This window comes from Streptomyces sp. NPDC056480 (genome assembly GCF_042795405.1).
Taxonomy (GTDB): domain Bacteria; phylum Actinomycetota; class Actinomycetes; order Streptomycetales; family Streptomycetaceae; genus Streptomyces.
Genome location: NZ_JBHTSA010000046.1, coordinates 12,340 through 32,787 on the forward strand (window position 1 = coordinate 12,340; position 20,448 = coordinate 32,787).

A 20,448-nucleotide genomic window follows, 5' to 3' on the forward strand; every position below is an offset into this window, starting at 1 on the left:
TACGAGCGTCCGCTCGGAGGGCACCCGGGGCAGGAATCCCTTACCGCGCCTGCCTCGTAGCCCCCTCCAAGCCGGAGATGATCATTTCGTGCGATCGCACGAGTGGGGTAGGCCCCGCATTTCCTCAATTCGGACCAGTGGTCGAGCCCGTCTACACTCGGAAACGTGCCACGTGGTGACGGTCGACTCAATCACGACCTGCTCCCCGGCGAGAAAGGCCCCCAGGACGCTTGTGGCGTCTTCGGTGTCTGGGCTCCGGGTGAAGAGGTCGCAAAGCTCACGTACTTCGGGCTCTACGCCCTCCAGCATCGGGGCCAGGAATCCGCGGGAATCGCGGTCAGCAACGGCTCCCAGATCCTCGTCTTCAAGGACATGGGCCTCGTGTCCCAGGTCTTCGACGAGACCTCTCTCGGTTCCCTCCAAGGTCATATCGCGGTCGGTCACGCCCGCTACTCGACCACCGGGGCCTCCGTGTGGGAGAACGCGCAGCCGACGTTCAGGGCAACCGCCCACGGCTCGATCGCGCTCGGCCACAACGGCAACCTGGTGAACACGGCGCAGCTCGCCGAGATGGTCGCCGACCTGCCCAAGAAGGAAGGCCGCAACACCCGTGTCGCGGCCACCAACGACACCGACCTGCTGACGGCGCTCCTCGCCGCCCAGGTCGACGACGAGGGCAAGCCGCTCACCATCGAGGAGGCGGCCGCCAAGGTCCTTCCCGATGTCCGGGGCGCCTTCTCCCTCGTCTTCATGGACGAGCACACGCTCTACGCGGCCCGTGACCCGCAGGGCATCCGCCCGCTGGTCCTCGGCCGCCTGGAGCGCGGCTGGGTCGTCGCCTCCGAGTCCGCCGCCCTCGACATCTGCGGCGCCAGCTACGTCCGCGAGGTCGAGCCGGGCGAGATGATCGCGATCGACGAGAACGGCATCCGTACCTCGCGATTCGCGGAAGCGAAGCCCAAGGGCTGTGTCTTCGAGTACGTGTACCTGGCTCGCCCGGACACCGACATCGCCGGCCGGAACGTGTACCTCTCCCGTGTGGAGATGGGCCGCCGCCTGGCGAAGGAGGCGCCCGTCGAGGCCGACCTGGTGATAGCGACTCCGGAGTCCGGCACCCCGGCCGCGATCGGCTACGCCGAGGCCTCGGGCATTCCGTTCGGCGCGGGTCTGGTGAAGAACGCCTACGTCGGGCGCACCTTCATCCAGCCCTCCCAGACCATCCGGCAGCTCGGCATCCGGCTGAAGCTGAACCCGCTCAAGGACGTCATCAAGGGCAAGCGCCTGGTGGTCGTCGACGACTCGATCGTCCGCGGCAACACCCAGCGCGCCCTCGTCAAGATGCTCCGCGAGGCCGGCGCGGCCGAGATCCACATCCGGATCTCCTCGCCGCCGGTGAAGTGGCCCTGCTTCTTCGGCATCGACTTCGCCACCCGCGCGGAGCTGATCGCCAACGGCATGTCGATCGAGGAGATCGGCAAGTCGCTGGGCGCGGACTCGCTCTCGTACATCTCGATCGACGGGATGATCGAGGCGACCACGATCCAGAAGCCGAACCTCTGCCGTGCCTGCTTCGACGGCGAGTACCCGATGGAGCTGCCGGACCCCGAGCTGCTCGGCAAGCAGCTCCTGGAGACCGAACTGGCCGCGGGTCCCGCTGCCACGGCGGCCTCCGACGCGCTCCGCCGCCCGTGAGGTCCGTCGCCCGTAAGACCCCGCTGCAACCGCAGTACGACACGAAAGTTCTTCAGCATGTCTACTGAGTCCTCCGAGCGTGCTCCGCACGCGGGCACTGGTGCCAGCTACGCGTCCGCGGGCGTCGACATCGAAGCGGGTGACCGCGCCGTCGAGCTCATGAAGGAGTGGGTGAAGAAGACGCAGCGCCCCGAGGTCCTCGGCGGCCTCGGCGGCTTCGCCGGCCTCTTCGACGCCTCCGCCCTCAAGCGCTACGAGCGTCCGCTGCTCGCCTCCGCCACCGACGGGGTCGGGACGAAGGTCGACATCGCCCGCCAGATGGGCGTGTACGACACGATCGGCCACGACCTGGTCGCGATGGTCATGGACGACATCGTCGTCTGTGGCGCCGAGCCGCTCTTCATGACGGACTACATCTGTGTCGGCAAGGTCCACCCGGAGCGGGTCGCCGCCATCGTCAAGGGCATCGCCGAGGGCTGTGTCCTGGCCGGCTGCGCGCTCGTCGGCGGCGAGACGGCGGAGCACCCGGGCCTCCTCGGCCCGGACGACTTCGACGTCGCCGGCGCGGGCACGGGTGTCGTGGAGCACGACCGGCTGCTCGGCGCCGATCGCATCCGTACGGGGGACGCGGTCATCGCCATGGCGTCCTCGGGTCTTCACTCCAACGGGTACTCGCTCGTCCGCCACGTGGTCTTCGACCGCGCCGGCATGACCCTCGACCAGCGGGTCGACGAGCTGGGCCGGACGCTCGGCGAGGAGCTCCTGGAGCCCACGAAGATCTACTCGCTCGACTGCCTGGCCCTCACCCGGACCACGGACGTCCACGCGTTCAGCCACATCACGGGCGGCGGTCTCGCGGCCAACCTGGCCCGCGTGATCCCGGACGGCCTGCACGCCACGGTCGACCGTTCGACCTGGGCGCCGGGTGCGATCTTCGACCTGGTCGGCAAGGCCGGTCAGGTGGAGCGCCTGGAGCTGGAGAAGACGCTGAACATGGGTGTCGGCATGATGGCGGTCGTGCCGGCCGAGTTCGTGGACGCGGCCCTGACGACGCTGGCGGACCGGGGCGTCGAGTCCTGGGTCGCGGGCGAGATCACCGAGCGCGGCGCGCACACCACGGGTGCGGAGCTGGTCGGGGACTACGCGAAGTAACCCTCGGCGGTACGAGGTGACGGGGCGCTCCTGAGGGGCGCCCCGTTCGCGTCGGGAGGAGTGCCCGGTTCGCCGTCGTGAGGAGTGCCCCGTGCGTCGTGAGGGGTGCCCCGTGCGCGTCGTACGGGCCCTGCGGCGCCCCGGACGCGGACAGCACAGAAACCCGGCCGGGTGATCCCGGACCGGGTTTCGGTGCTGCGATTCAGAAGGTCAAGCGCGACGCGGGGACGCGCTCGGACCGGACTCGTCGTCCTCGTCCTCGTCGTCCTCGTTATAGAGATCCGCGTACTGGGCGTACGGGTCGTCTTCCTCGTCGTCGTCCTCGAACGGCTCGCCATTCGGCGGCTGGTTCGAAGTCGAAGCGCCCAGCTCATTGGCCAGACGCGTCAGGTCTGTCCCGCCGCTGCTGTACTTCAGCTGGCGGGCGACCTTGGTCTGCTTGGCCTTTGCCCGGCCGCGCCCCATGGCTCGACCCCCTCGGTGACGGGGCTCGGTGGCCCCAGAGTCTTGACACGCGTTCATGATTCGGAACGGACTCTCGACAGAGAGACCGGTCCGTAGGGCTTCAACGGTACCTGTTTCCGCGGGTCTACGGTACGCCGCGCGCATCACATACCCCGGTACAGAACCATCGAGGTGCCCTTTCCTCGCTGGTCAATCGCGATTTTAACCTCTTCTTGAGGGCCGACCCGCCGAGGGGCGTGAGCGAAGTCTCCCCGTGGTCGCTCCGTGGCCCTCCCACGGACGCCTCACGGTCACCCCGCCGACGGGTCGGTCCCGGCCGGCCTCAGGCGCGTCGCGCGTCGGCCATCCGCTGCTCGGCGATCCGGTCGGACGCCGCGGCCGGCGGAATGCCATCGGCCTTCGCACGTGCGAAGATCTCGAGCGTGGTGTCGAAGATCTTCGTCGCCTTCTTCTTGCAGCGGTCGAAGTCGAAGCCGTGCAGCTCGTCGGCGACCTGGATCACACCACCGGCGTTGACCACGTAGTCGGGCGCGTAGAGGATCCCGCGCTCCACGAGGTCCTTCTCGATGCCCGGGTGGGCGAGTTGGTTGTTGGCCGCGCCGCAGACGATGCTCGCGGTGATGAACGGGACGGTCTCCTCGTTCAGAGCGCCGCCGAGCGCGCAGGGCGCGTAGATGTCGAGACCCTCGACGCGGATCAGCGCCTCGGTGTCGGCGACGACGGTGACCTGCGGGTGCTTGTCGGTGATCCGGCGCACCGACTCCTCGCGCACATCGGTGATCACGACCTCGGCGCCGTCCTCCAGGAGGTGCTCGACGAGGTAGTGGCCGACCTTGCCGACGCCCGCGACGCCGACCTTGCGGCCGCGCAGCGTCGGGTCGCCCCAGAGGGTCTGCGCGGAGGCGCGCATGCCCTGGAAGACGCCGTAGGCGGTGAGGACGGAGGAGTCGCCGGCGCCGCCGTTCTCGGGGGAGCGGCCGGTGGTCCACTTGTTCTCGCGGGCCACGACGTCCATGTCGGCGACGTAGGTGCCGACGTCGCAGGCCGTGACGTACCGGCCGCCGAGGGAGGCGACGAAGCGCCCGTAGGCGAGGAGGAGGTCCTCCGTCTTGATCTTCTCCGGGTCGCCGATGATGACGGCCTTGCCGCCACCGTGGTCGAGACCGGCCATGGCGTTCTTGTACGACATGCCGCGGGCCAGGTTGAGGGCGTCGGCGATCGCCGCGGCCTCGGTGGCGTACGGGTAGAAGCGGGTGCCGCCGAGGGCGGGGCCCAGGGCGGTGGAGTGGAGGGCGATGACGGCCTTGAGGCCGGTGGCGCGGTCCTGGCACAGCACGACTTGCTCGTGGCCACCCTGCTCCGAGTGGAAGAGGGTGTGCAGTACATCAGCAGGAACGCCGGTCACATCGGTCACGGTGGTGACTCCCAAGTACGAAGCGGCGGTTACGGACCTCCCTGTGGGTGGGGGAGGACCAGTTCGGCAAGAGAGTAAGTCCTACCTGGGCGTAGATCGGCAGCAGTGCTCAGGATCACCCCCTCCCGGAGTACCTCCGTGGAAGGATTCGCGACATGTCGGTCGCTTCCTCGGTCCTCATCCCCTACGCGTCCTATCTGCGGGTGTACGAGCCGCTGACCGCGTTCCCCGAGCCGGAGCGGACCCACTGGGCCCGGTACGCCCGCCTGCCGCGCACCCCGGGGGCGCAGGAGGAGCTGCGGCGCTCGCTGGCCGACCTGCTGCCGACGCCGCCGGTCCCGGTGCCGGTCCACGAGAGCGGGGAGGCCTTCGTCGCCCGGCTGGACGGGGTGGTGGTGATCTGCCCGTGGCGGACCAGGCTGCGGGGGTGGCTGGCGCTCCAGGAGCTGGCCGGCCAGTTCCCGGAGCCGGTGCTCGACGCGATGCTGCCGCCGGTCGTGCGCGTCCAGGTGGAGAGCGACTACGAGCGCTGGCTGAGCAGGAACCCCGACGCGCGTCCGTGGATCCGCACGGCGGTCTGGCACGTGCCGCTGCGCTGGTTCGCGCTCTTCGGGGACGAGGACCGGGAGTACGAGCCGGGGGAGCGGCCGTCCGGCGCGGGGGCCGACGGTGAGGGAGCGGCCGGTGCGACCACTGCGGTCGGTGCGACCACTGCGGCCGATGCGGCCACCGCGCCCGGTGCGGGCGCGGACGGCGCGGGGAGGGCTCCGGTGCTGCGCTACCGGACGACGATGGCGCAGGCGCGCCGCCGTCTCGCGCGGGCCTTGCGGGCCCTGCGGGAGTCGATCGACGAAGGTCCGATGACGGAGGGCCTGATCGAGGTGGGGCGCTGGCTGGAGGAGTTCCATCCGCGGGCGCTCGTGGAGCTGGACTTCGGCGGTCTGGTGCACGCGGTCCCGGAGGAGTGGCTGGCGGCTGACCGGTCGGCGGCGCAGCTGGCGGAGGGGATCGCGGCGCTGCGGGCCGGCGACGGCGAGCGGGCGAGCGACGCGTACGGGCGGCTCGCGGAGCGCTGGCGGACGGTGAGGGATCTTCGCTTCGCGAATTGACATCAGCCGGGCATCTTCGTCAGGTCGGTATCGACAAGACATGTCCGACGGGTGTAAATGATCTTGTGGCTGTCCGGATACCGCCTGCCCGGTTTTGAATGCCGGGTGGTGTCGGGTCTTTCGGCACCCGCTGGGCGGGGACGTTGGTCCCGATCCGGGCCTTTGGCTCAAGCGTGACGGACAGCACGTAACGCACCCTTGCGCCCATCACCCACCCTCGTGCCAAAATAGGACAAGGAGTCCGGGGAGGGTTCCTTCCGTCCATCTATGGGCGGAACGCTCAGCATTGCACTCTATGGGGGGTCTGAGGACTCCTGATCGCTCTGTGACTGATCGTCACAGTGGCGTGACTGTCCGTTATGGCATGGTCCATCGACTTCCGCCGCTGATGAACACCTGCGAGGGCAATTCCATCGGTTTGGCCGACGTGGCTGGACGGATGGTGTAGTTGTAGTGCCGAGGACAAGCCGTTCGTCCTATAACCGACTCGGCCCGCTTCTGCCATTTCGGGCAACGCGGGTCAAGGTGCAGAATTTAGAGGAAAGAACCGAGATGGTTCGGTTCTCCCGAGGAGGCCGCTCATGACCGCTCGCACCCCTGATGCCGAGCCGCTGCTGACCCCTGCCGAGGTTGCCACGATGTTCCGCGTGGACCCGAAGACGGTGACCCGTTGGGCGAAGGCCGGGAAGCTCACGTCCATCCGCACCCTGGGTGGGCATCGCCGGTACCGCGAAGCTGAGGTTCGCGCTCTGCTGGCGGGTATTCCGCAGCAGCGCAGCGAGGCCTGAGGTCGCGCAGACACCCCGCAGTACCTGCAGTACCCCGTAACACCGGGCCTGTCCGGATCCCCCAATCCGGTCGCCCACACCTAGCTCTGCCGACGGATTCCTGCCCCAACAGGCCTTCGTCAACGATCGCGCTGGACTCCGCCGGGTCTGGCGCGATCTTCTTTTGTGTCCGGCGCCACTCTTCGGGATGCGGTGCAATTGCACATATTAAATCGGGGCGGTGTAGGAAGGGTGTAAGTGAAGCGGTTTCTGAAACTGCTTCAGTGACTCCCGTCACACTGGCGAACTCTTGCCAAAGAACAGCCTCCCACTTCGCGGAACGGCCTCAACCCGCCGTTGGTCATGGGTCGGTGGGACTTTCGTCCCCAGTGCCGCCCGCCGGCCCCTCGGGCCCGCGCGCCGGCTTCTCTGTCCCGTCCGCCGGCTTCTCCGGCCCGCCCTCGGGCTGCTCCGGCCCCTCGGGCTCTTCCCCGGGCCCCTCGGGCTCCGGAAGGTCCATGGAGAGCCGCAGGAGGCGATGACAGACCACGCAGTGGCGGGTGAGGTGTCCGTACCGGGACGCGGCCGCCAGATGGGCGCGCAGCAGTGCTCTCGTCTCGTGCCGAGCTGCGGACGACGCGGCCATGCGCGACCACCTCCGGTGTGGGCCCCCGAATCCCTGATGTCCGGGGTACCGGCGGGCCTGTGGCCCCGTCAAGACACGGGAGCACAAAGAAAGGCCCGCATCTCACGATGCGGGCCTTTCCTGAAAAGCGACTCTGACGGGACTTGAACCCGCGACCTCCACCTTGACAGGGTGGCGAGCTAACCAACTGCTCCACAGAGCCTTGCTCGCAGCCCCTTGTAAGCGGCTGCGAGCAAGACTGTACAGCAGGTCAGGGGGTCCGGTCGAACTCACCGACGGCGACGCCCCGCTACGGGGCCGCCGCGTCGATCGCCTTCACGATCCGCTTGTCCGAGATCGGGTACGCCGTGCCCAGCGCGTGCGCGAAGTAGCTCACCCTCAGCTCCTCGATCATCCAGCGGATGTCGGTGACCTCGGACGGCACCGGGCGGCCCTTGGGGAGCTGTTCGAGCAGCCAGGCGTACTCGTCCCGCATCTCCCGGACCTTCTCCATCCGGGTGGTGTCCCGCTGGACCCCGGTCGGCATCTGCTGGAGCCGCCGGTCCACCGCCACCAGATAGCGCATCAGGTCCGGGAGCCGCTTCAGGCCCGTGCGGGTGACGAAGCCCGCCGGCATCAGCCAGGCCAGCTGGTCGCGCACGTCGGTCAGGTTGTCGATCAGTGCCAGGCTGTTCGTCGACTTCAGCCGGCGCTCGCAGGCCTGCCAGGCCGCCAGGATCTGCTGGACCTGGCCCACCGTCCGCACGGTCGTGTCCACCAGGTCCGCGCGGACCTTGTCGTACAGCTTCCGGAACGACTCCTCGTCCCACGCCGGGCCGCCGTGCTCGGCGATCAGCTTGTCGGCCGCCGCGGTGGCGCAGTCGTCGAAGAGGGCCTGGATCGAGCCGTGCGGGTTCGAGGACAGGGCCAGCTTCTGCTGGTTGGTCAGCTTGTCCGAGGCGAACTTCGCCGGGTTCACCGGGATGTTCAGCATGATCAGCTTCCGGGTGCCCCGCCACATCGCGAGCGCCTGCTCGGCCTCCGTGTCGAAGAGCCGTACGGCGACGGTCGCGCCCTCGTCCACGAGCGCCGGGTACGCCTTGACCGGCTGCCCGCCCCTCTTGGTCTCGAAGACCCTCGTCAGCGTCCCGATCGTCCAGTCCGTGAGCCCCGTGCGCTCCAGGGAGGGCCCGGAGCCGTCCGGGCCGCCCGTGGCCGCCGCGGCGGCCTGGGAGAGCGCCTTGCGGGCCTTGGGACGCAGCTGCAGCCGCAGGGTCTCCAGGTCCTTGTCCTCGGCGAGCTTCCTGCGCCGCTCGTCGACGATCCGGAACGTCACCTTGAGGTGCTCGGGGACCTTCGCCCAGTCGAAGTCGTCGGCCGTCACCGGCACGCCGACCATCCGCTGGAGCTCGCGGGCGAGCGCCCCCGCCAGCGGCTCCTGCACGGGCACGACCACGTCGAGGAAGCGGGACGCGAAGTTCGGCGCGGGCACGTAGTGGCGGCGGATCGGCTTCGGCAGGGAGCGGATGAGCTCGGTGACGACCTCGGCGCGCAGACCGGGGATCTGCCACTCGAAGCCGTCGTCCGTCACCTGGTTCAGGACCTGGAGCGGGACGTGGACGGTGACACCGTCGGCGTCCGCGCCGGGCTCGAACTGGTACGTCACCCGGAACTTCAGCGGACCCTGCCGCCAGGAGTCCGGGTAGTCGTCCTTGGTGACCCCGGCGGCCTTCTCGTTGATGAGCATCTCGCGCTCGAAGTCCAGGAACTCCGGCTCCTCGTGGCGCTTGTGCTTCCACCAGGAGTCGAAGTGGGCTCCGGACACGACGTGTTCGGGGACGCGCTTGTCGTAGAAGTCGAAGAGCGTCTCGTCGTCGACCAGGATGTCCCGGCGCCGCGCGCGGTGTTCCAGCTCCTCGACCTCGGTGAGGAGCTTGCGGTTGTCCGCGAAGAACTTGTGGTGGGTGCGCCAGTCGCCCTCGACGAGCGCGTTCCTGATGAACAGGTCGCGGGAGACCTCGGGATCGATCCGGCCGTAGTTGACCTTGCGGTCGGCGATGATCGGGACGCCGTACAGCGTCACCTTCTCGAAGGCCATCACGGCCGCCTGGTCCTTCTCCCAGTGCGGCTCGCTGTACGTCTTCTTCACCAGGTGCTGGGCGAGCGGCTCGATCCACTCGGGCTCCACGCGCGCGTTGACCCGGGCCCAGAGGCGCGAGGTCTCCACCAGCTCGGCGGACATGACGAAGCGCGGGGGCTTCTTGAAGAGCGCGGAACCGGGGAAGATCGCGAACTTGGCGCTGCGGGCACCCAGGTAGTCGTTCTTCGCGCCCTCCTTCACGTCCTTCATGCCGATGTGGCTGAGGAGGCCCGCGAGGAGCGAGATGTGGACGGACTGCTCCGGCGCGTCCTCCTCGTTCACATGGATGCCCAGCTGCTTCGCGACCGTCCGCAGCTGCGCGTAGATGTCCTGCCACTCGCGGATGCGCAGGAAGTTCAGGTACTCCTGCTTGCACATCCGGCGGAACGAGCTGGAGCCGCGCTCCTTCTGCTGCTCACGGACATAGCGCCAGAGGTTCAGGAAGGCGGAGAAGTCGCTCGCCTCGTCCTTGAACCGGGCGTGCTGCTGGTCGGCCTGCGTCTGCTTCTCCGCCGGCCGCTCGCGCGGGTCCTGGATGGAGAGGGCGGCCGCGATCACCATGACCTCGCGGACACAGCCGTTCTTGTCGGCCTCCAGGACCATCCGGGCGAGCCGCGGGTCCACGGGCAGCTGGGCGAGTTTCCGGCCCTGCGGGGTGAGCCGCTTCTTCGGATCCTTCTCCGCCGGGTCGATCGCGCCCAGCTCCTGGAGGAGCTGCACGCCGTCCCGGATGTTCCGGTGGTCCGGCGGGTCGATGAAGGGGAACTTCTCGATGTCGCCGAGGCCGGCGGCGGTCATCTGCAGGATGACGGAGGCGAGGTTCGTACGGAGGATCTCGGCGTCCGTGAACTCCGGCCGGGTGAGGAAGTCGTCCTCCGAGTACAGCCGGATGCAGATGCCGTCGGACGTACGGCCGCAGCGGCCCTTGCGCTGGTTGGCGCTGGCCTGGCTGACCGGCTCGATCGGCAGCCGCTGCACCTTGGTCCGGTGCGAGTAGCGGGAGATGCGGGCGGTGCCCGGATCGATCACGTACTTGATGCCGGGGACGGTCAGGGACGTCTCGGCGACGTTGGTCGCGAGGACGATCCGGCGGCCGGAGTGCGCCTGGAAGACCCGGTGCTGCTCGGCGTGGCTCAGCCGGGCGTAGAGCGGGAGGACCTCGGTGTTGCGCAGCTGCCGCTTGAGCAGGGCGTCCGCGGTGTCACGGATCTCGCGCTCACCCGAGAGGAAGACCAGGACGTCGCCGGGACCCTCGGACTGGAGCTCGTCGACGGCCTCGCAGATCGCGGTGATCTGGTCGCGGTCGCTCTCCTCGGAGTCCTCTTCGAGGAGGGGCCGGTAGCGGACCTCGACCGGGTACGTACGGCCGGAGACCTCGACGATCGGGGCGTCGCCGAAGTGGCGGGAGAAGCGCTCCGGGTCGATGGTCGCCGAGGTGATCACGACCTTGAGGTCGGGGCGCTTCGGGAGCAGCTGGGCCAGATAGCCGAGCAGGAAGTCGATGTTGAGGGACCGCTCGTGGGCCTCGTCGATGATGATCGTGTCGTAGGCGCGCAGCTCGCGGTCCGTCTGGATCTCGGCGAGCAGGATGCCGTCCGTCATCAGCTTCACGAAGGTGGCGTCGGGGTTCACCTGGTCGGTGAAGCGGACCTTCCAGCCGACGGCCTCGCCGAGCGGGGTCCTCAGCTCCTCCGCGACCCGCTCGGCGACCGTGCGGGCGGCGATCCGGCGGGGCTGGGTGTGCCCGATCATGCCCCGGACGCCCCGGCCGAGCTCCAGGCAGATCTTCGGGATCTGGGTGGTCTTGCCCGAACCCGTCTCACCGGCGACGATCACGACCTGGTGGTCGCGTATCGCCTCCAGGATCTCGTCCTTCTTCTGCGAGACGGGCAGCTGCTCGGGATACGTGACCGCGGGCACGCGGGAGGCGCGCCCGTCGACGCGCTCCTTGGCCTTGGCCGCCTCGACGGCGATCTCGTCCAGGACGGCCGCGCGGGCCTCGGGCTTGCGGATGCGGCGGGCGCCTTCGAGACGGCGGCCGAGCCGGTGGGAGTCCCGCAGCGAGACCTCGGCCAGGACGGACTGGAGGGCGGCGAAGGAAGTAGACATACGGGATCCAGGATCGCACCTGCGGCCGAGAAGCGGCGAACCGATTTACGAGTGGCCGCCCGTGGACCCCACGAGTGGCTCCCCTGGACCCCACGGGAGGCCCCCGGGGATCCCACGAGCGGCTCCCCCGGACCCCAAGGGCGGCCTCCCCGCGACGGGTGGCTTCCGGGTGCGGGGTGGTGGGGTGCGTACTATTTCGGGCACGTCGACCGGACCGGAGAGGTTTCGCATGTTCCGCACCACCCGCGTGCCGGCGGCGTTCGCCGCGCTCGTGGCGCTGGTCCTCGGACTCCTGGTGTGCGGTGCGACGACGGCCACGCCCGCGGGGACGGCCCCGGTCGTCCTGGGCGCCGCCGTACCCGGCTGCGACCCGGGCCACCCGGCCGACGAGGGGGCCGCGGGCCCCGTCGTACCACCGCGCGCGCACGCCTTCGCGGAGCTGCTGCCGGCCCTGGCCGCCGACCGGACGCCGTGCGGCGCCCGGGAACGGGACGCGGCCGGCCGGGGCGTGGCGGCGGGACCGGAGCCACCCGCGCGCGTACCCCTGTCTCCCGTGGAGCTGTCGGTCCTGAGGGTCTAGACGGACGGCCGCCCTCCGCCGTCCTCTTCTCCTTTCCTCTCCTCAGGAGCGCTTCCGCATGTCCAGGTCCAAGCCGATCGTCATCGTCTCCGGGGTGGCCGTCGCCGCCGTCCTGCTCGGCGTCGTCTCGTACACCGCCACCCGGCCCGCCTCCCCCGGCGCCGCCGGCTCCTCCTCCGTCGCCGAGGTCTCCGCCGACCCCTCGGCCGGCGTCTACGCCGAACTGGAGGCGTACGCCCGCCGCGACGCCTCCGACAAGCTCGCCCTCGGCCGCGCCGACGCGCCCGTCGTGCTCATCGAGTACGCCGACTTCAAGTGCGGCTACTGCGGGAAGTTCGCCCGGGACACCGAGCCCGTCCTGATCGAGAAGTACGTCGACAACGGCACCCTGCGCATCGAGTGGCGGAACTTCCCGATCTTCGGCGAGGAGTCCGAGGCGGTCGCCCGCGCGTCCTGGGCCGCCGGGCAGCAGGGCCGGTTCTGGGAGTTCCACAAGGCCGCCTACGCGGAGGGCGCCAAGGAGAAGGGCTTCGGCAAGGACCGGATCGCGGCCCTGGCGAGGGAGGCGGGCGTCCCCGACGCGGCCCGGTTCGCGAAGGACAGCGAGGGGGCGGCGGCCCGCGCGGCCGTGAGCGCGGACCAGGAGCAGGGCTACTCCCTCGGCGCCACCTCCACTCCGTCCTTCCTCGTCAACGGCCGGCCGATCGCCGGCGCGCAGCCGCTGGAGACGTTCACGGAGACGATCGAGGCCGCCGCCGAGGCCGCCAAGGCGTCGAAGGCTCCGAAGAAGACCGAGCCGGCCGACGGCGCCACGAAGCCCGGCCAGGACTCCGCGCGGTGACCTCCGGCATCGGCTATTTCGCCGCCTTCCTCGGCGGCCTGCTCGCCCTGCTCAGCCCGTGCAGCGCCCTGCTCCTGCCGGCCTTCTTCGCGTATTCGATCGACACGCGCGCGAAGCTGGTGGCCAGGACCGGCATCCTCTACGCGGGCCTGGCGACGACCCTCGTCCCGCTCGGCGCGGCGGGCTCCTTCGCGGGCCGCCTCTTCTACGGCCACCGGGACCTGCTCGTCACCGCCGGCGGCTGGCTGATCATCGGCCTCGGCGTCCTGCAGATCCTCGGCCTGGGTTTCGCCTCCCGGCGGATCGCCGAGGCGAGCGGCCGGATCAGGCCCACCTCGGCGCTCTCCGTCTACGCACTCGGCCTGGTCTACGGCCTCGCGGGCTTCTGCGCGGGCCCGATCCTCGGCAGTGTCCTGACGGTCGCGGCACTGAGCGGCAGCCCGGCGTACGGGGGACTGCTCCTCGCCGTGTACGCGCTCGGCATGGCCGTTCCGCTGTTCGTGCTCGCGCTGCTCTGGGAGCGCTACGACCTGGGCCGGCGGTCCTGGCTGCGCGGCCGGCCGCTCCGGGTGGGCCCCCTCACGCTCCACTCGACGTCGCTGCTCTCGGGCCTGTTCTTCGTGGCCCTCGGGACGCTCTTCCTGGTCTTCGACGGGACGACCGCGCTGCCGGGACTGCTGTCCGTGGACGACTCGTTCGCGGTGGAGCAGCGGGTGGCCTCGCTGGGCCGGGCGGTCCCGGACTGGGCCCTGCTCGTCGCGGTGGTGGCCGTGGTGGCACTGGTGCTCGCGCTGCGGGCGAGGCGGGGGAGCCGTTCGGGGGAACGCGAGGAGGCCTGACGGTACGGGGAGGGGACGGCGGCCTCCTCCCCGTACGCGTCTCCGCGCGCAGGCACACGAAGAAGGCCCCGTTCTTTCGAACGGGGCCTTCTGTCTGTGGCTGGGGCCGGGGTCGAACCGGCGACCTATCGCTTTTCAGGCGATCGCTCGTACCAACTGAGCTACCCAGCCACGAAGCCGTTTCCAGCTTCAGCGACTCTGACGGGACTTGAACCCGCGACCTCCACCTTGACAGGGTGGCGAGCTAACCAACTGCTCCACAGAGCCAAGCTTGTGCGCGATCACTAGTCTCGCACACGGTCATGCGTGCCCCCAACGGGATTCGAACCCGTGCTACCGCCTTGAAAGGGCGGCGTCCTGGGCCACTAGACGATGAGGGCTAGAGGCTCACCTGCGCACTTCTCAGTGCGTCGGGGACGTGAGAAGCATATGGGATGCCGGGCGCTATCGCCAAAACGGTTTCCGGCGGGGGGACAATGGGCGCGTGCTGGAGATGACGCGCGAGGAGTTCGAAGAGCTGGTCGCCGAGGCCCTGGACCGGATTCCGCCGGAGCTGACGCGGCTGATGGACAACGTCGCGGTGTTCGTGGAGGACGAGCCCGCCCCGGACGATCCCGACCTGCTCGGGCTCTACGAGGGGACGCCGCTCACCGAGCGCGGCGAGTGGTACGCCGGTGTGCTGCCGGACCGGATCACGATCTACCGGGGGCCGACGCTGCGGATGTGCGAGTCGCGCGAGGACGTGGTCGCGGAGACCGAGATCACGGTGGTGCACGAGATCGCCCACCACTTCGGCATCGACGACGAGCGGCTGCACGCCCTGGGCTACGGCTGAGCCGACCCCCGGGCGCACGCCCGGGGTCTCACGCCCGGGGTCTTTCGGGCGTGTCCCTTGTGGCGCCGGGGGAGTTGGGCAGTGCGACGCGTTCCGTTCCTGCCTGTCGTGCCCTGGAGGTGCCCTCGTGCGCCATTTGCCCACCCGTGTCAGATGGGCCGCCGCCGCGCTGGCCGTAGCGGCCTGCGCCGGCCTGAGCGGCTGTATGAGTGTGAGTGACGAGGGGGCGAAGCCGGCGCCCGGCGCGTCCGGCGGGAAGCGGGGCGTGGCGACCGACTCCGGTGGCGGTGCGGCCGGGGAGCCCGGTGGTGACGCCGGTTCGTGGAACGGCCGGCCGGACGCAGGCGGCCCCGACGTGGCGGGTTCCGGCACGGAGTCCCCGGTACCGAGCGGCTCCGCCTCGGGCACGGCGAAGCCCTCCCCGGGCTCGGTGCTGCCGGTGGAGGGTCCTGGCGGCCCCGGCAGCCCCTCGAAGCCGCAGCCGACGGGCGGTCAGGACGGCCCGGGCGGCGGCTCGGGCGGTGCCGCCGGGGGCGGCGGCAGCGGTGCCGGCGGGAACGCGGGCGGCGGCGGGGGCGCGGCCGACGGCGGCGGCTCCGGCGGTCCGGGCGGCGGGGGCACGCCCACGCCGGAACCGACCGTGGAGCCGACGCCCGAACCGACGCCCGAACCGACCGTGGAGCCGACTCCCGAGCCGACGCCGGAGCCGACCTCCAATCCGACCGATCCGCCGGCCCCCGGGGCCGACACCCAGATGGGTGCGATGCGCGCGGCGGACGGACCGGGAGCGCCCCCCGAGCCGGTGGCGTCACCGCAGGTCGGACCGGTGTGAGGGAGTCCGATTTGCCATAGGTGGGGGAGGGTGCGTATGGTGGTAGATCGTTTGATCCCATTGCCCGGCGCCGACACAGAAGAGCGCCGTGTGGCGCGTACTCTCCCTAGCCGTGGCTGACCGCATTGAGGCGGTCGTTTGCGAAATCACGGAGTTGACGGGCGCGTGCCGAGACTCCGGAAGGTTTCGCATTTCGCATGTCCATTTTCAGTTCTGATCACGCCGTCATGCCCGAGAACGACGAGATCGTCGACGCCGCCGAGGCTGTCGCGGTCGTCGAGATCGACACCGACGACCTCGCCGAGGCCGTAGAGGCCCTCGACATCGACATCGACTCCGACGACGACTCCGTCGAGGAGCCCGCCGAGCCCACCATCACCTTCGGCGACCTCGGTCTGCCGGACGGCGTCGTGCGCAAGCTCGCGCAGAACGGTGTCACCACCCCCTTCCCGATCCAGGCGGCGACCATCCCGGACGCCCTGGCCGGCAAGGACATCCTGGGCCGTGGCCGTACCGGCTCCGGCAAGACCCTCTCCTTCGGTCTGCCGCTGCTCGCCACCCTGGCCGGCGGTCACACCGACAAGAAGAAGCCCCGCGGCGTCATCCTGACCCCGACCCGTGAGCTCGCGATGCAGGTCGCGGACGCCCTCCAGCCGTACGGCGACGTGCTCGGCCTCAAGATGAAGGTCGTCTGCGGCGGTACGTCCATGGGCAACCAGATCTACGCCCTCGAGCGCGGTGTCGACATCCTCGTCGCCACCCCGGGCCGTCTGCGCGACATCATCAACCGCGGCGCCTGCTCCCTCGAGGCCGTCAAGATCGCCGTCCTCGACGAGGCCGACCAGATGGCCGACCTGGGCTTCCTGCCCGAGGTCACCGAGCTGCTCGACCAGGTTCCGGCCGGCGGCCAGCGCCTCCTCTTCTCCGCCACCCTGGAGAACGAGATCGACAGCCTGGTCAAGCGCTACCTGGTGGACCCGGTCACGCACGAGGTCGACCCGTCCGCCGGTGCCGTCACCACGATGACCCACCACGTCCTCGTCGTGAAGCCGAAGGACAAGGCGCCGGTCACCGCCGCCATCGCCGCCCGCAAGGGCCGCACGATCATCTTCGTCCGTACCCAGCTGGGCGCGGACCGCATCGCGGAGCAGCTGCGCGACGCCGGTGTGAAGGCCGACGCGCTGCACGGCGGCATGACCCAGGGCGCCCGTACCCGGACCCTGGCCGACTTCAAGGACGGCTACGTCAACGCGCTCGTCGCGACCGACGTCGCCGCCCGAGGCATCCACGTCGACGGCATCGACCTGGTCCTCAACGTGGACCCGGCCGGCGACCACAAGGACTACCTGCACCGCTCGGGCCGTACCGCCCGTGCCGGCCGCTCCGGTGTCGTGGTCTCCCTGGCCCTGCCGCACCAGCGCCGTCAGATCTTCCGTCTGATGGAGGACGCGGGCGTCGACGCCTCGCGCCACATCGTCGGTGGTGCCGGCGCGTTCGACCCCGAGGTCGCCGAGATCACCGGCGCCCGTTCGCTGACCGAGGTCCAGGCCGACTCGGCGAACAACTCGGCCAAGCAGGCCGAGCGCGAGGTCGTCGACCTGACCAAGCAGCTGGAGCGCCTGCAGCGCCGCGCCGTCGAGCTCCGCGAGGAGGCCGACCGCCTGGTGGCCCGCGCCGCCCGTGAGCGTGGCGAGGACCCCGAGGCCGCTGTCGCCGAGGTGACCGAGGCCGCCGAGGCCGAGGTCGCGGCCGCCGCCGTCGAGGCCGAGCGTGCCGCCCGTGCCGAGGAGCAGCGCCGCGAGGAGCGCCCGGCCCGCGACGAGCGCGGCAACTACGAGCGTCGTGACCGTGGCGGCTTCAACCGCGACGACCGCGGCGACCGCGGTGGCGACCGTGGTGGCTTCCGCGGCGGCGACCGTGGTGGCGACCGTGGCGGTTTCCGCCGCGACAACGACCGTCCGTCCGGTGGTTTCCGTCGTGACGACCGTCCGTCGGGTGGCTTCAACCGTGACGACCGTGGTGGCGACCGTGGCGGCTTCCGCCGCGACAACGACCGTCCGTCCGGTGGTTTCCGTCGTGACGACCGCCCCTCCGGCGGCTTCAACCGTGACGACCGTGGTGGCGACCGTGGCGGCTTCCGCCGCGACAACGACCGTCCGTCCGGTGGTTTCCGTCGTGACGACCGTCCGTCGGGTGGCTTCAACCGTGACGACCGTGGTGGCGACCGTGGCGGCTTCCGCCGCGACAACGACCGTCCGTCCGGTGGTTTCCGTCGTGACGACCGCCCCTCCGGCGGCTTCAACCGCGACGACCGCGGCGGCCGTTCCTTCGAGCGCCGCGACGACCGTCCGGCCGGCGGCCACCGTGGCAGCGACCGTCCGTTCAACCGCGACCGTCGCGACGACCGCCCCGCCGGCGGCGGCTTCCGCCCGGGTGGCGGCGACCGCCCGTACGGCCGTCGTGACGACCACCGCGGCACCGGTTCGACCGGCTCGACCGGTGGCTCCTTCGCCCGCCGCGACGACAAGCCGCGCTGGAAGCGCAACGGCTGAGGTCGACTGACCTGACAACACGCGGGGCCCGTACAGCACTTCGGTGCCGTACGGGCCCCGCGCGCATGCGGACCGGTCCTTCTCCCGGCCGGAACGGAGCGCCCAGGGCCCGCCTCGGGGCCCGTCCCGCGCGCTGTTGGGGGAACGAGGCCCGAGCCGTCCGCGTATACCCGATCGGTTCGGGGGATCTCTCGGGCTATGCTGCACGGGTGTGCTTGTCCACGGGCCGTTAGCTCAATTGGCAGAGCAGCGGACTTTTAATCCGTTGGTTGTGGGTTCGAGTCCCACACGGCCTACGTGTGGCAGGCGGGGGTTTCGGTCTCCGAGCTGCCGAGAAGCGCCCCGACCGGTTTCGACCGGTCGGGGCGTTTCCGTATCCGGGACGCGGTGCGCGGCACCGTGGGTGAATCTGGTTCGTGGACGCTGAGCGTGGAGGTGGGGACCGTGACGGTGAACGGATCCGGTGATCCGATGGACCAGGCCAGGACGCTGGCGCGGTGGGCGCTGGGCGCCGCCGCGGCGGCTGTCGTGCTGCTGCTCACGGGGCTCGGCGGCGCCGGTCTCCTGGTCCTCCTGGGCGCGCTCGTGGGGCTCGTCTGTTCGGCCGTCGGCATCTGGTGGTTCCTCGCCCACCGCGGGCCGCTACGGGTGACCGGCGCCCTGCTGGCCGTCGCCGCGCCGCTCGCCGTCCTCGTCCTGTACGTCGCCTGGGGGCCCTGGCTGACCGGCCTCGGGGCCCTCGCGTCCTGGAGCGTGGCGCTGGTCTGCGCGCGGGCCTCCCTGCGCCTCATCCGGGACATGAACGGCGCGCCGGCCCGTCCGCGGCCGAAGCGGCGGCCCCGGCCCAAGCGCCCCGTGCTGATCATGAACCCGAAGTCCGGGGGCGGGAAGGTCGACCGCTTCGGGCTCGTCGAGAAGGCCGAGAAGCTGGGCGCGCGGGTCGTCCTCATCGATCCGTCCGTCGAGACCGATGTCGCCGCGCTCGCCCGGGAGGCCGTCGCCGACGGCGCCGACCTGCTCGGGGTGGCCGGCGGGGACGGCACCCAGGCGCTGGTCGCCGCCGTGGCCGCCGAGCACGACCTGCCCTTCCTCGTCATCTCCGCCGGAACCCGCAACCACTTCGCCCTCGACCTGGGCCTCGACCGCGCCGACCCGGCGACCTGCCTGGACGCCCTCGTCGACGGTGAGGAACTCCGCGTCGACCTCGGCTCCGTGTCCGGGCGGGCGTTCGTCAACACCGTCTCCTTCGGTGTGTACGCCGATGTCGTCCAGCTCCCCGAGTACCGCGACGCGAAGGCCGGAACCGCCGTCGACGTCCTCCCCGACCTGCTCCAGGGCGGTGGCGGTGACCGTCTCGACGCGACCGCCGACGGCCTCCGGCTCCCCGCCCAGCAGGCCCTCCTCGTCAGCAACAACGCGTACGCCGCGCCCGATCCGTTCAGCGCCGCCGCCGCCCGGAGACCCCGCCTGGACGGCGGGGAGCTCGGGGTGATCGCCATCCGGGTCGACGGGGCCGCGCAGGCCGCCGAGATGGCCGTACTGGGCACCAACTCGACCGGGTTGAACGTCCTGACGGCGGCTCGGGTCGAGGTGACGGGGAAGGCCGCGGCCCCCGTCCCGGTGCCCCCCTCCGTCCTCGTCCCGGCGCCCGCCCGGGCTCCCGGCGCCCCCGGCACCATCGCCGTCGCCGTCGACGGCGAGGCGCTGACCCTCCCCACTCCCGTCGTCTGCACCCTGCGCCCCCGCGCCCTGCGGGTGCTCGTACCGCGTCACCGGCCCGGCGTCATCGAGCCCCAGCCGCCACTGGACTGGCGGCGCATCACCGAAATCGCCTTCCAGACCCCTTCGAGGAGCAGCGGCTCATGACCGGCACCACCACCCCCACTCCCCCTCCCACCACGAACCCCGTCCGGGCCGTCTTCCGGGACCTCCGCGCGATCGACGGCGCCGTCTACGCCGCCGTGGCCGCCACCCCCACGCCCACCCTCGACACGGCCTTCCGCAGGCTGTCGAGGGCGGCGAACCACTCCAAGATCTCGTTCACCGTGGCGGCCGGGCTCGCCCTGGTGCCCGGCCGGCCGCGGCGTGCCGCCCTGGCGGGCGTCGGGGCGGTCGCCGTCGCCTCGGCCACGGCCAACCTGCTGGGCAAGCGCCTCGTCCGCAGGCCGCGGCCGGACCGTGAGGCGGCCCGGGTCGTGGTGGCCCGCCATGTGCCGATGCCGGACTCGGCGTCGTTCCCCTCCGGGCACACGGCGTCGGCGGTCGCCTTCGCGACCGCCGTGGGGGTCGTCTTCCCGCCGGTCGCGGTGCCCCTGCAGGTCCTGGCGATGGCCGTGGGCTACTCCCGGGTCCACACCGGGGTGCACTACCCGGGTGACGTCGCCGCGGGCGCCGTCCTCGGCGTCGCGAGCGCCGCGGTCTCCCTGACGGCCCTGGCCTCCTTGACGCCCGCCAGGGGGAAGTGACCGGGCGTCGGAGACGCGCCCGGCCCCTTCG

16 protein-coding genes and 5 tRNA genes are annotated in these 20,448 nt (G+C 70.9%); 13 read left to right on the plus strand and 8 right to left on the minus strand.

Annotated elements, in window-relative coordinates; all coding sequences use genetic code 11:
- Nucleotides 1–165: 165 nt before the first annotated feature.
- Entirely contained in the window at nt 166–1,692 is a 1,527-nt protein-coding gene (purF, locus tag ACFQ79_RS21080; protein ID WP_383585691.1) for an amidophosphoribosyltransferase, read from the plus strand.
- A 57-nt stretch (nt 1,693–1,749) separates the two neighbouring features.
- The gene (gene purM, locus ACFQ79_RS21085; RefSeq protein ID WP_073909212.1) at nt 1,750–2,844 is read left to right on the plus strand and encodes a phosphoribosylformylglycinamidine cyclo-ligase; all 1,095 of its coding nucleotides are present in this window, start codon (nt 1,750–1,752) and stop codon (nt 2,842–2,844) included.
- A 210-nt stretch (nt 2,845–3,054) separates the two neighbouring features.
- Here purM and ACFQ79_RS21090 read toward each other — a convergent pair whose 3' ends face one another.
- A complete protein-coding gene (locus ACFQ79_RS21090) occupies nt 3,055–3,309 on the minus strand; it encodes a DUF3073 domain-containing protein (protein WP_030318267.1) in 255 nt (84 codons plus the stop codon).
- A gap of 322 nt (nt 3,310–3,631) precedes the next feature.
- The gene (locus ACFQ79_RS21095; protein WP_383585693.1) at nt 3,632–4,723 is read right to left on the minus strand and encodes a Leu/Phe/Val dehydrogenase; all 1,092 of its coding nucleotides are present in this window, start codon (nt 4,721–4,723) and stop codon (nt 3,632–3,634) included.
- A 155-nt stretch (nt 4,724–4,878) separates the two neighbouring features.
- Between ACFQ79_RS21095 and ACFQ79_RS21100 the strand changes: the two genes are divergently transcribed.
- Nucleotides 4,879–5,832 (plus strand): hypothetical protein, encoded by a 954-nt coding sequence (locus ACFQ79_RS21100; RefSeq protein ID WP_383585695.1) that lies wholly within the window; start codon nt 4,879–4,881, stop codon nt 5,830–5,832.
- Between the two features lie 581 nt (nt 5,833–6,413).
- Nucleotides 6,414–6,620, plus strand: a complete 207-nt coding sequence (gene bldC / locus ACFQ79_RS21105; protein ID WP_003949541.1) for a developmental transcriptional regulator BldC — start codon at nt 6,414–6,416, stop codon at nt 6,618–6,620.
- Nucleotides 6,621–6,960: 340 nt separating this feature from the next.
- Here the strand turns inward: bldC and ACFQ79_RS21110 are convergent, their stop codons facing one another.
- From ACFQ79_RS21110 to hrpA, 3 genes are all read right to left on the minus strand, one after another.
- Nucleotides 6,961–7,245: a DUF6274 family protein gene (locus tag ACFQ79_RS21110; RefSeq protein ID WP_383585697.1), complete on the minus strand. Its 285-nt coding sequence runs from the start codon at nt 7,243–7,245 to the stop codon at nt 6,961–6,963.
- Nucleotides 7,246–7,373: 128 nt separating this feature from the next.
- Nucleotides 7,374–7,447, minus strand: a tRNA-Asp gene (locus ACFQ79_RS21115).
- Between the two features lie 87 nt (nt 7,448–7,534).
- Nucleotides 7,535–11,473, minus strand: coding sequence for an ATP-dependent RNA helicase HrpA (gene hrpA, locus ACFQ79_RS21120; protein ID WP_383585699.1), 3,939 nt, complete (start codon nt 11,471–11,473; stop codon nt 7,535–7,537).
- Nucleotides 11,474–11,702: 229 nt separating this feature from the next.
- On the opposite strand from hrpA, the gene ACFQ79_RS21125 reads away from it, so the two are divergent.
- The 3 genes from ACFQ79_RS21125 to ACFQ79_RS21135 are packed head-to-tail and all read left to right on the plus strand — an operon-like array spanning nt 11,703 to nt 13,733.
- Entirely contained in the window at nt 11,703–12,053 is a 351-nt protein-coding gene (locus tag ACFQ79_RS21125; protein ID WP_383585701.1) for a hypothetical protein, read from the plus strand.
- 58 nt (nt 12,054–12,111) lie between these two features.
- Nucleotides 12,112–12,894, plus strand: coding sequence for a DsbA family protein (locus ACFQ79_RS21130; RefSeq protein ID WP_383585703.1), 783 nt, complete (start codon nt 12,112–12,114; stop codon nt 12,892–12,894).
- Nucleotides 12,891–13,733 (plus strand): cytochrome c biogenesis CcdA family protein, encoded by an 843-nt coding sequence (locus ACFQ79_RS21135; protein WP_383585705.1) that lies wholly within the window; start codon nt 12,891–12,893, stop codon nt 13,731–13,733. Before ACFQ79_RS21130 ends, ACFQ79_RS21135 begins: the two co-directional genes overlap by 4 nt.
- Nucleotides 13,734–13,830: 97 nt before the next feature.
- Here ACFQ79_RS21135 and ACFQ79_RS21140 read toward each other — a convergent pair.
- From ACFQ79_RS21140 to ACFQ79_RS21150, 3 genes are all read right to left on the minus strand, one after another.
- Nucleotides 13,831–13,904 (minus strand) — tRNA-Phe (locus ACFQ79_RS21140).
- A gap of 22 nt (nt 13,905–13,926) precedes the next feature.
- Nucleotides 13,927–14,000: transfer RNA gene (locus ACFQ79_RS21145), tRNA-Asp, on the minus strand.
- Between the two features lie 40 nt (nt 14,001–14,040).
- Nucleotides 14,041–14,113, minus strand: a tRNA-Glu gene (locus ACFQ79_RS21150).
- A 104-nt stretch (nt 14,114–14,217) separates the two neighbouring features.
- Between ACFQ79_RS21150 and ACFQ79_RS21155 the strand changes: the two genes are divergently transcribed.
- The 6 genes from ACFQ79_RS21155 (at nt 14,218) to ACFQ79_RS21180 (ending at nt 20,417) form a co-directional block, all read left to right on the plus strand.
- Nucleotides 14,218–14,568, plus strand: coding sequence for a metallopeptidase family protein (locus tag ACFQ79_RS21155; RefSeq protein WP_187622110.1), 351 nt, complete (start codon nt 14,218–14,220; stop codon nt 14,566–14,568).
- Between the two features lie 205 nt (nt 14,569–14,773).
- Nucleotides 14,774–15,400, plus strand: a complete 627-nt coding sequence (locus tag ACFQ79_RS21160) for a hypothetical protein (protein WP_383585707.1) — start codon at nt 14,774–14,776, stop codon at nt 15,398–15,400.
- 197 nt (nt 15,401–15,597) lie between these two features.
- Complete coding sequence (locus ACFQ79_RS21165; protein ID WP_383585709.1) at nt 15,598–17,952, plus strand: DEAD/DEAH box helicase; 2,355 nt, start codon at nt 15,598–15,600, stop codon at nt 17,950–17,952.
- A gap of 223 nt (nt 17,953–18,175) precedes the next feature.
- A tRNA-Lys gene (locus ACFQ79_RS21170) sits at nt 18,176–18,248 on the plus strand.
- 175 nt (nt 18,249–18,423) lie between these two features.
- Nucleotides 18,424–19,818 carry a diacylglycerol/lipid kinase family protein gene (locus ACFQ79_RS21175; RefSeq protein ID WP_383585754.1) on the plus strand — a complete coding sequence of 465 codons (1,395 nt, stop codon included), beginning with the start codon at nt 18,424–18,426 and terminating at the stop codon, nt 19,816–19,818.
- On the plus strand, nt 19,815–20,417 hold the full coding sequence (locus ACFQ79_RS21180; protein ID WP_383585711.1) for a phosphatase PAP2 family protein: 603 nt from the start codon (nt 19,815–19,817) through the stop codon (nt 20,415–20,417). Before ACFQ79_RS21175 ends, ACFQ79_RS21180 begins: the two co-directional genes overlap by 4 nt.
- Nucleotides 20,418–20,448 lie beyond the last annotated feature (31 nt).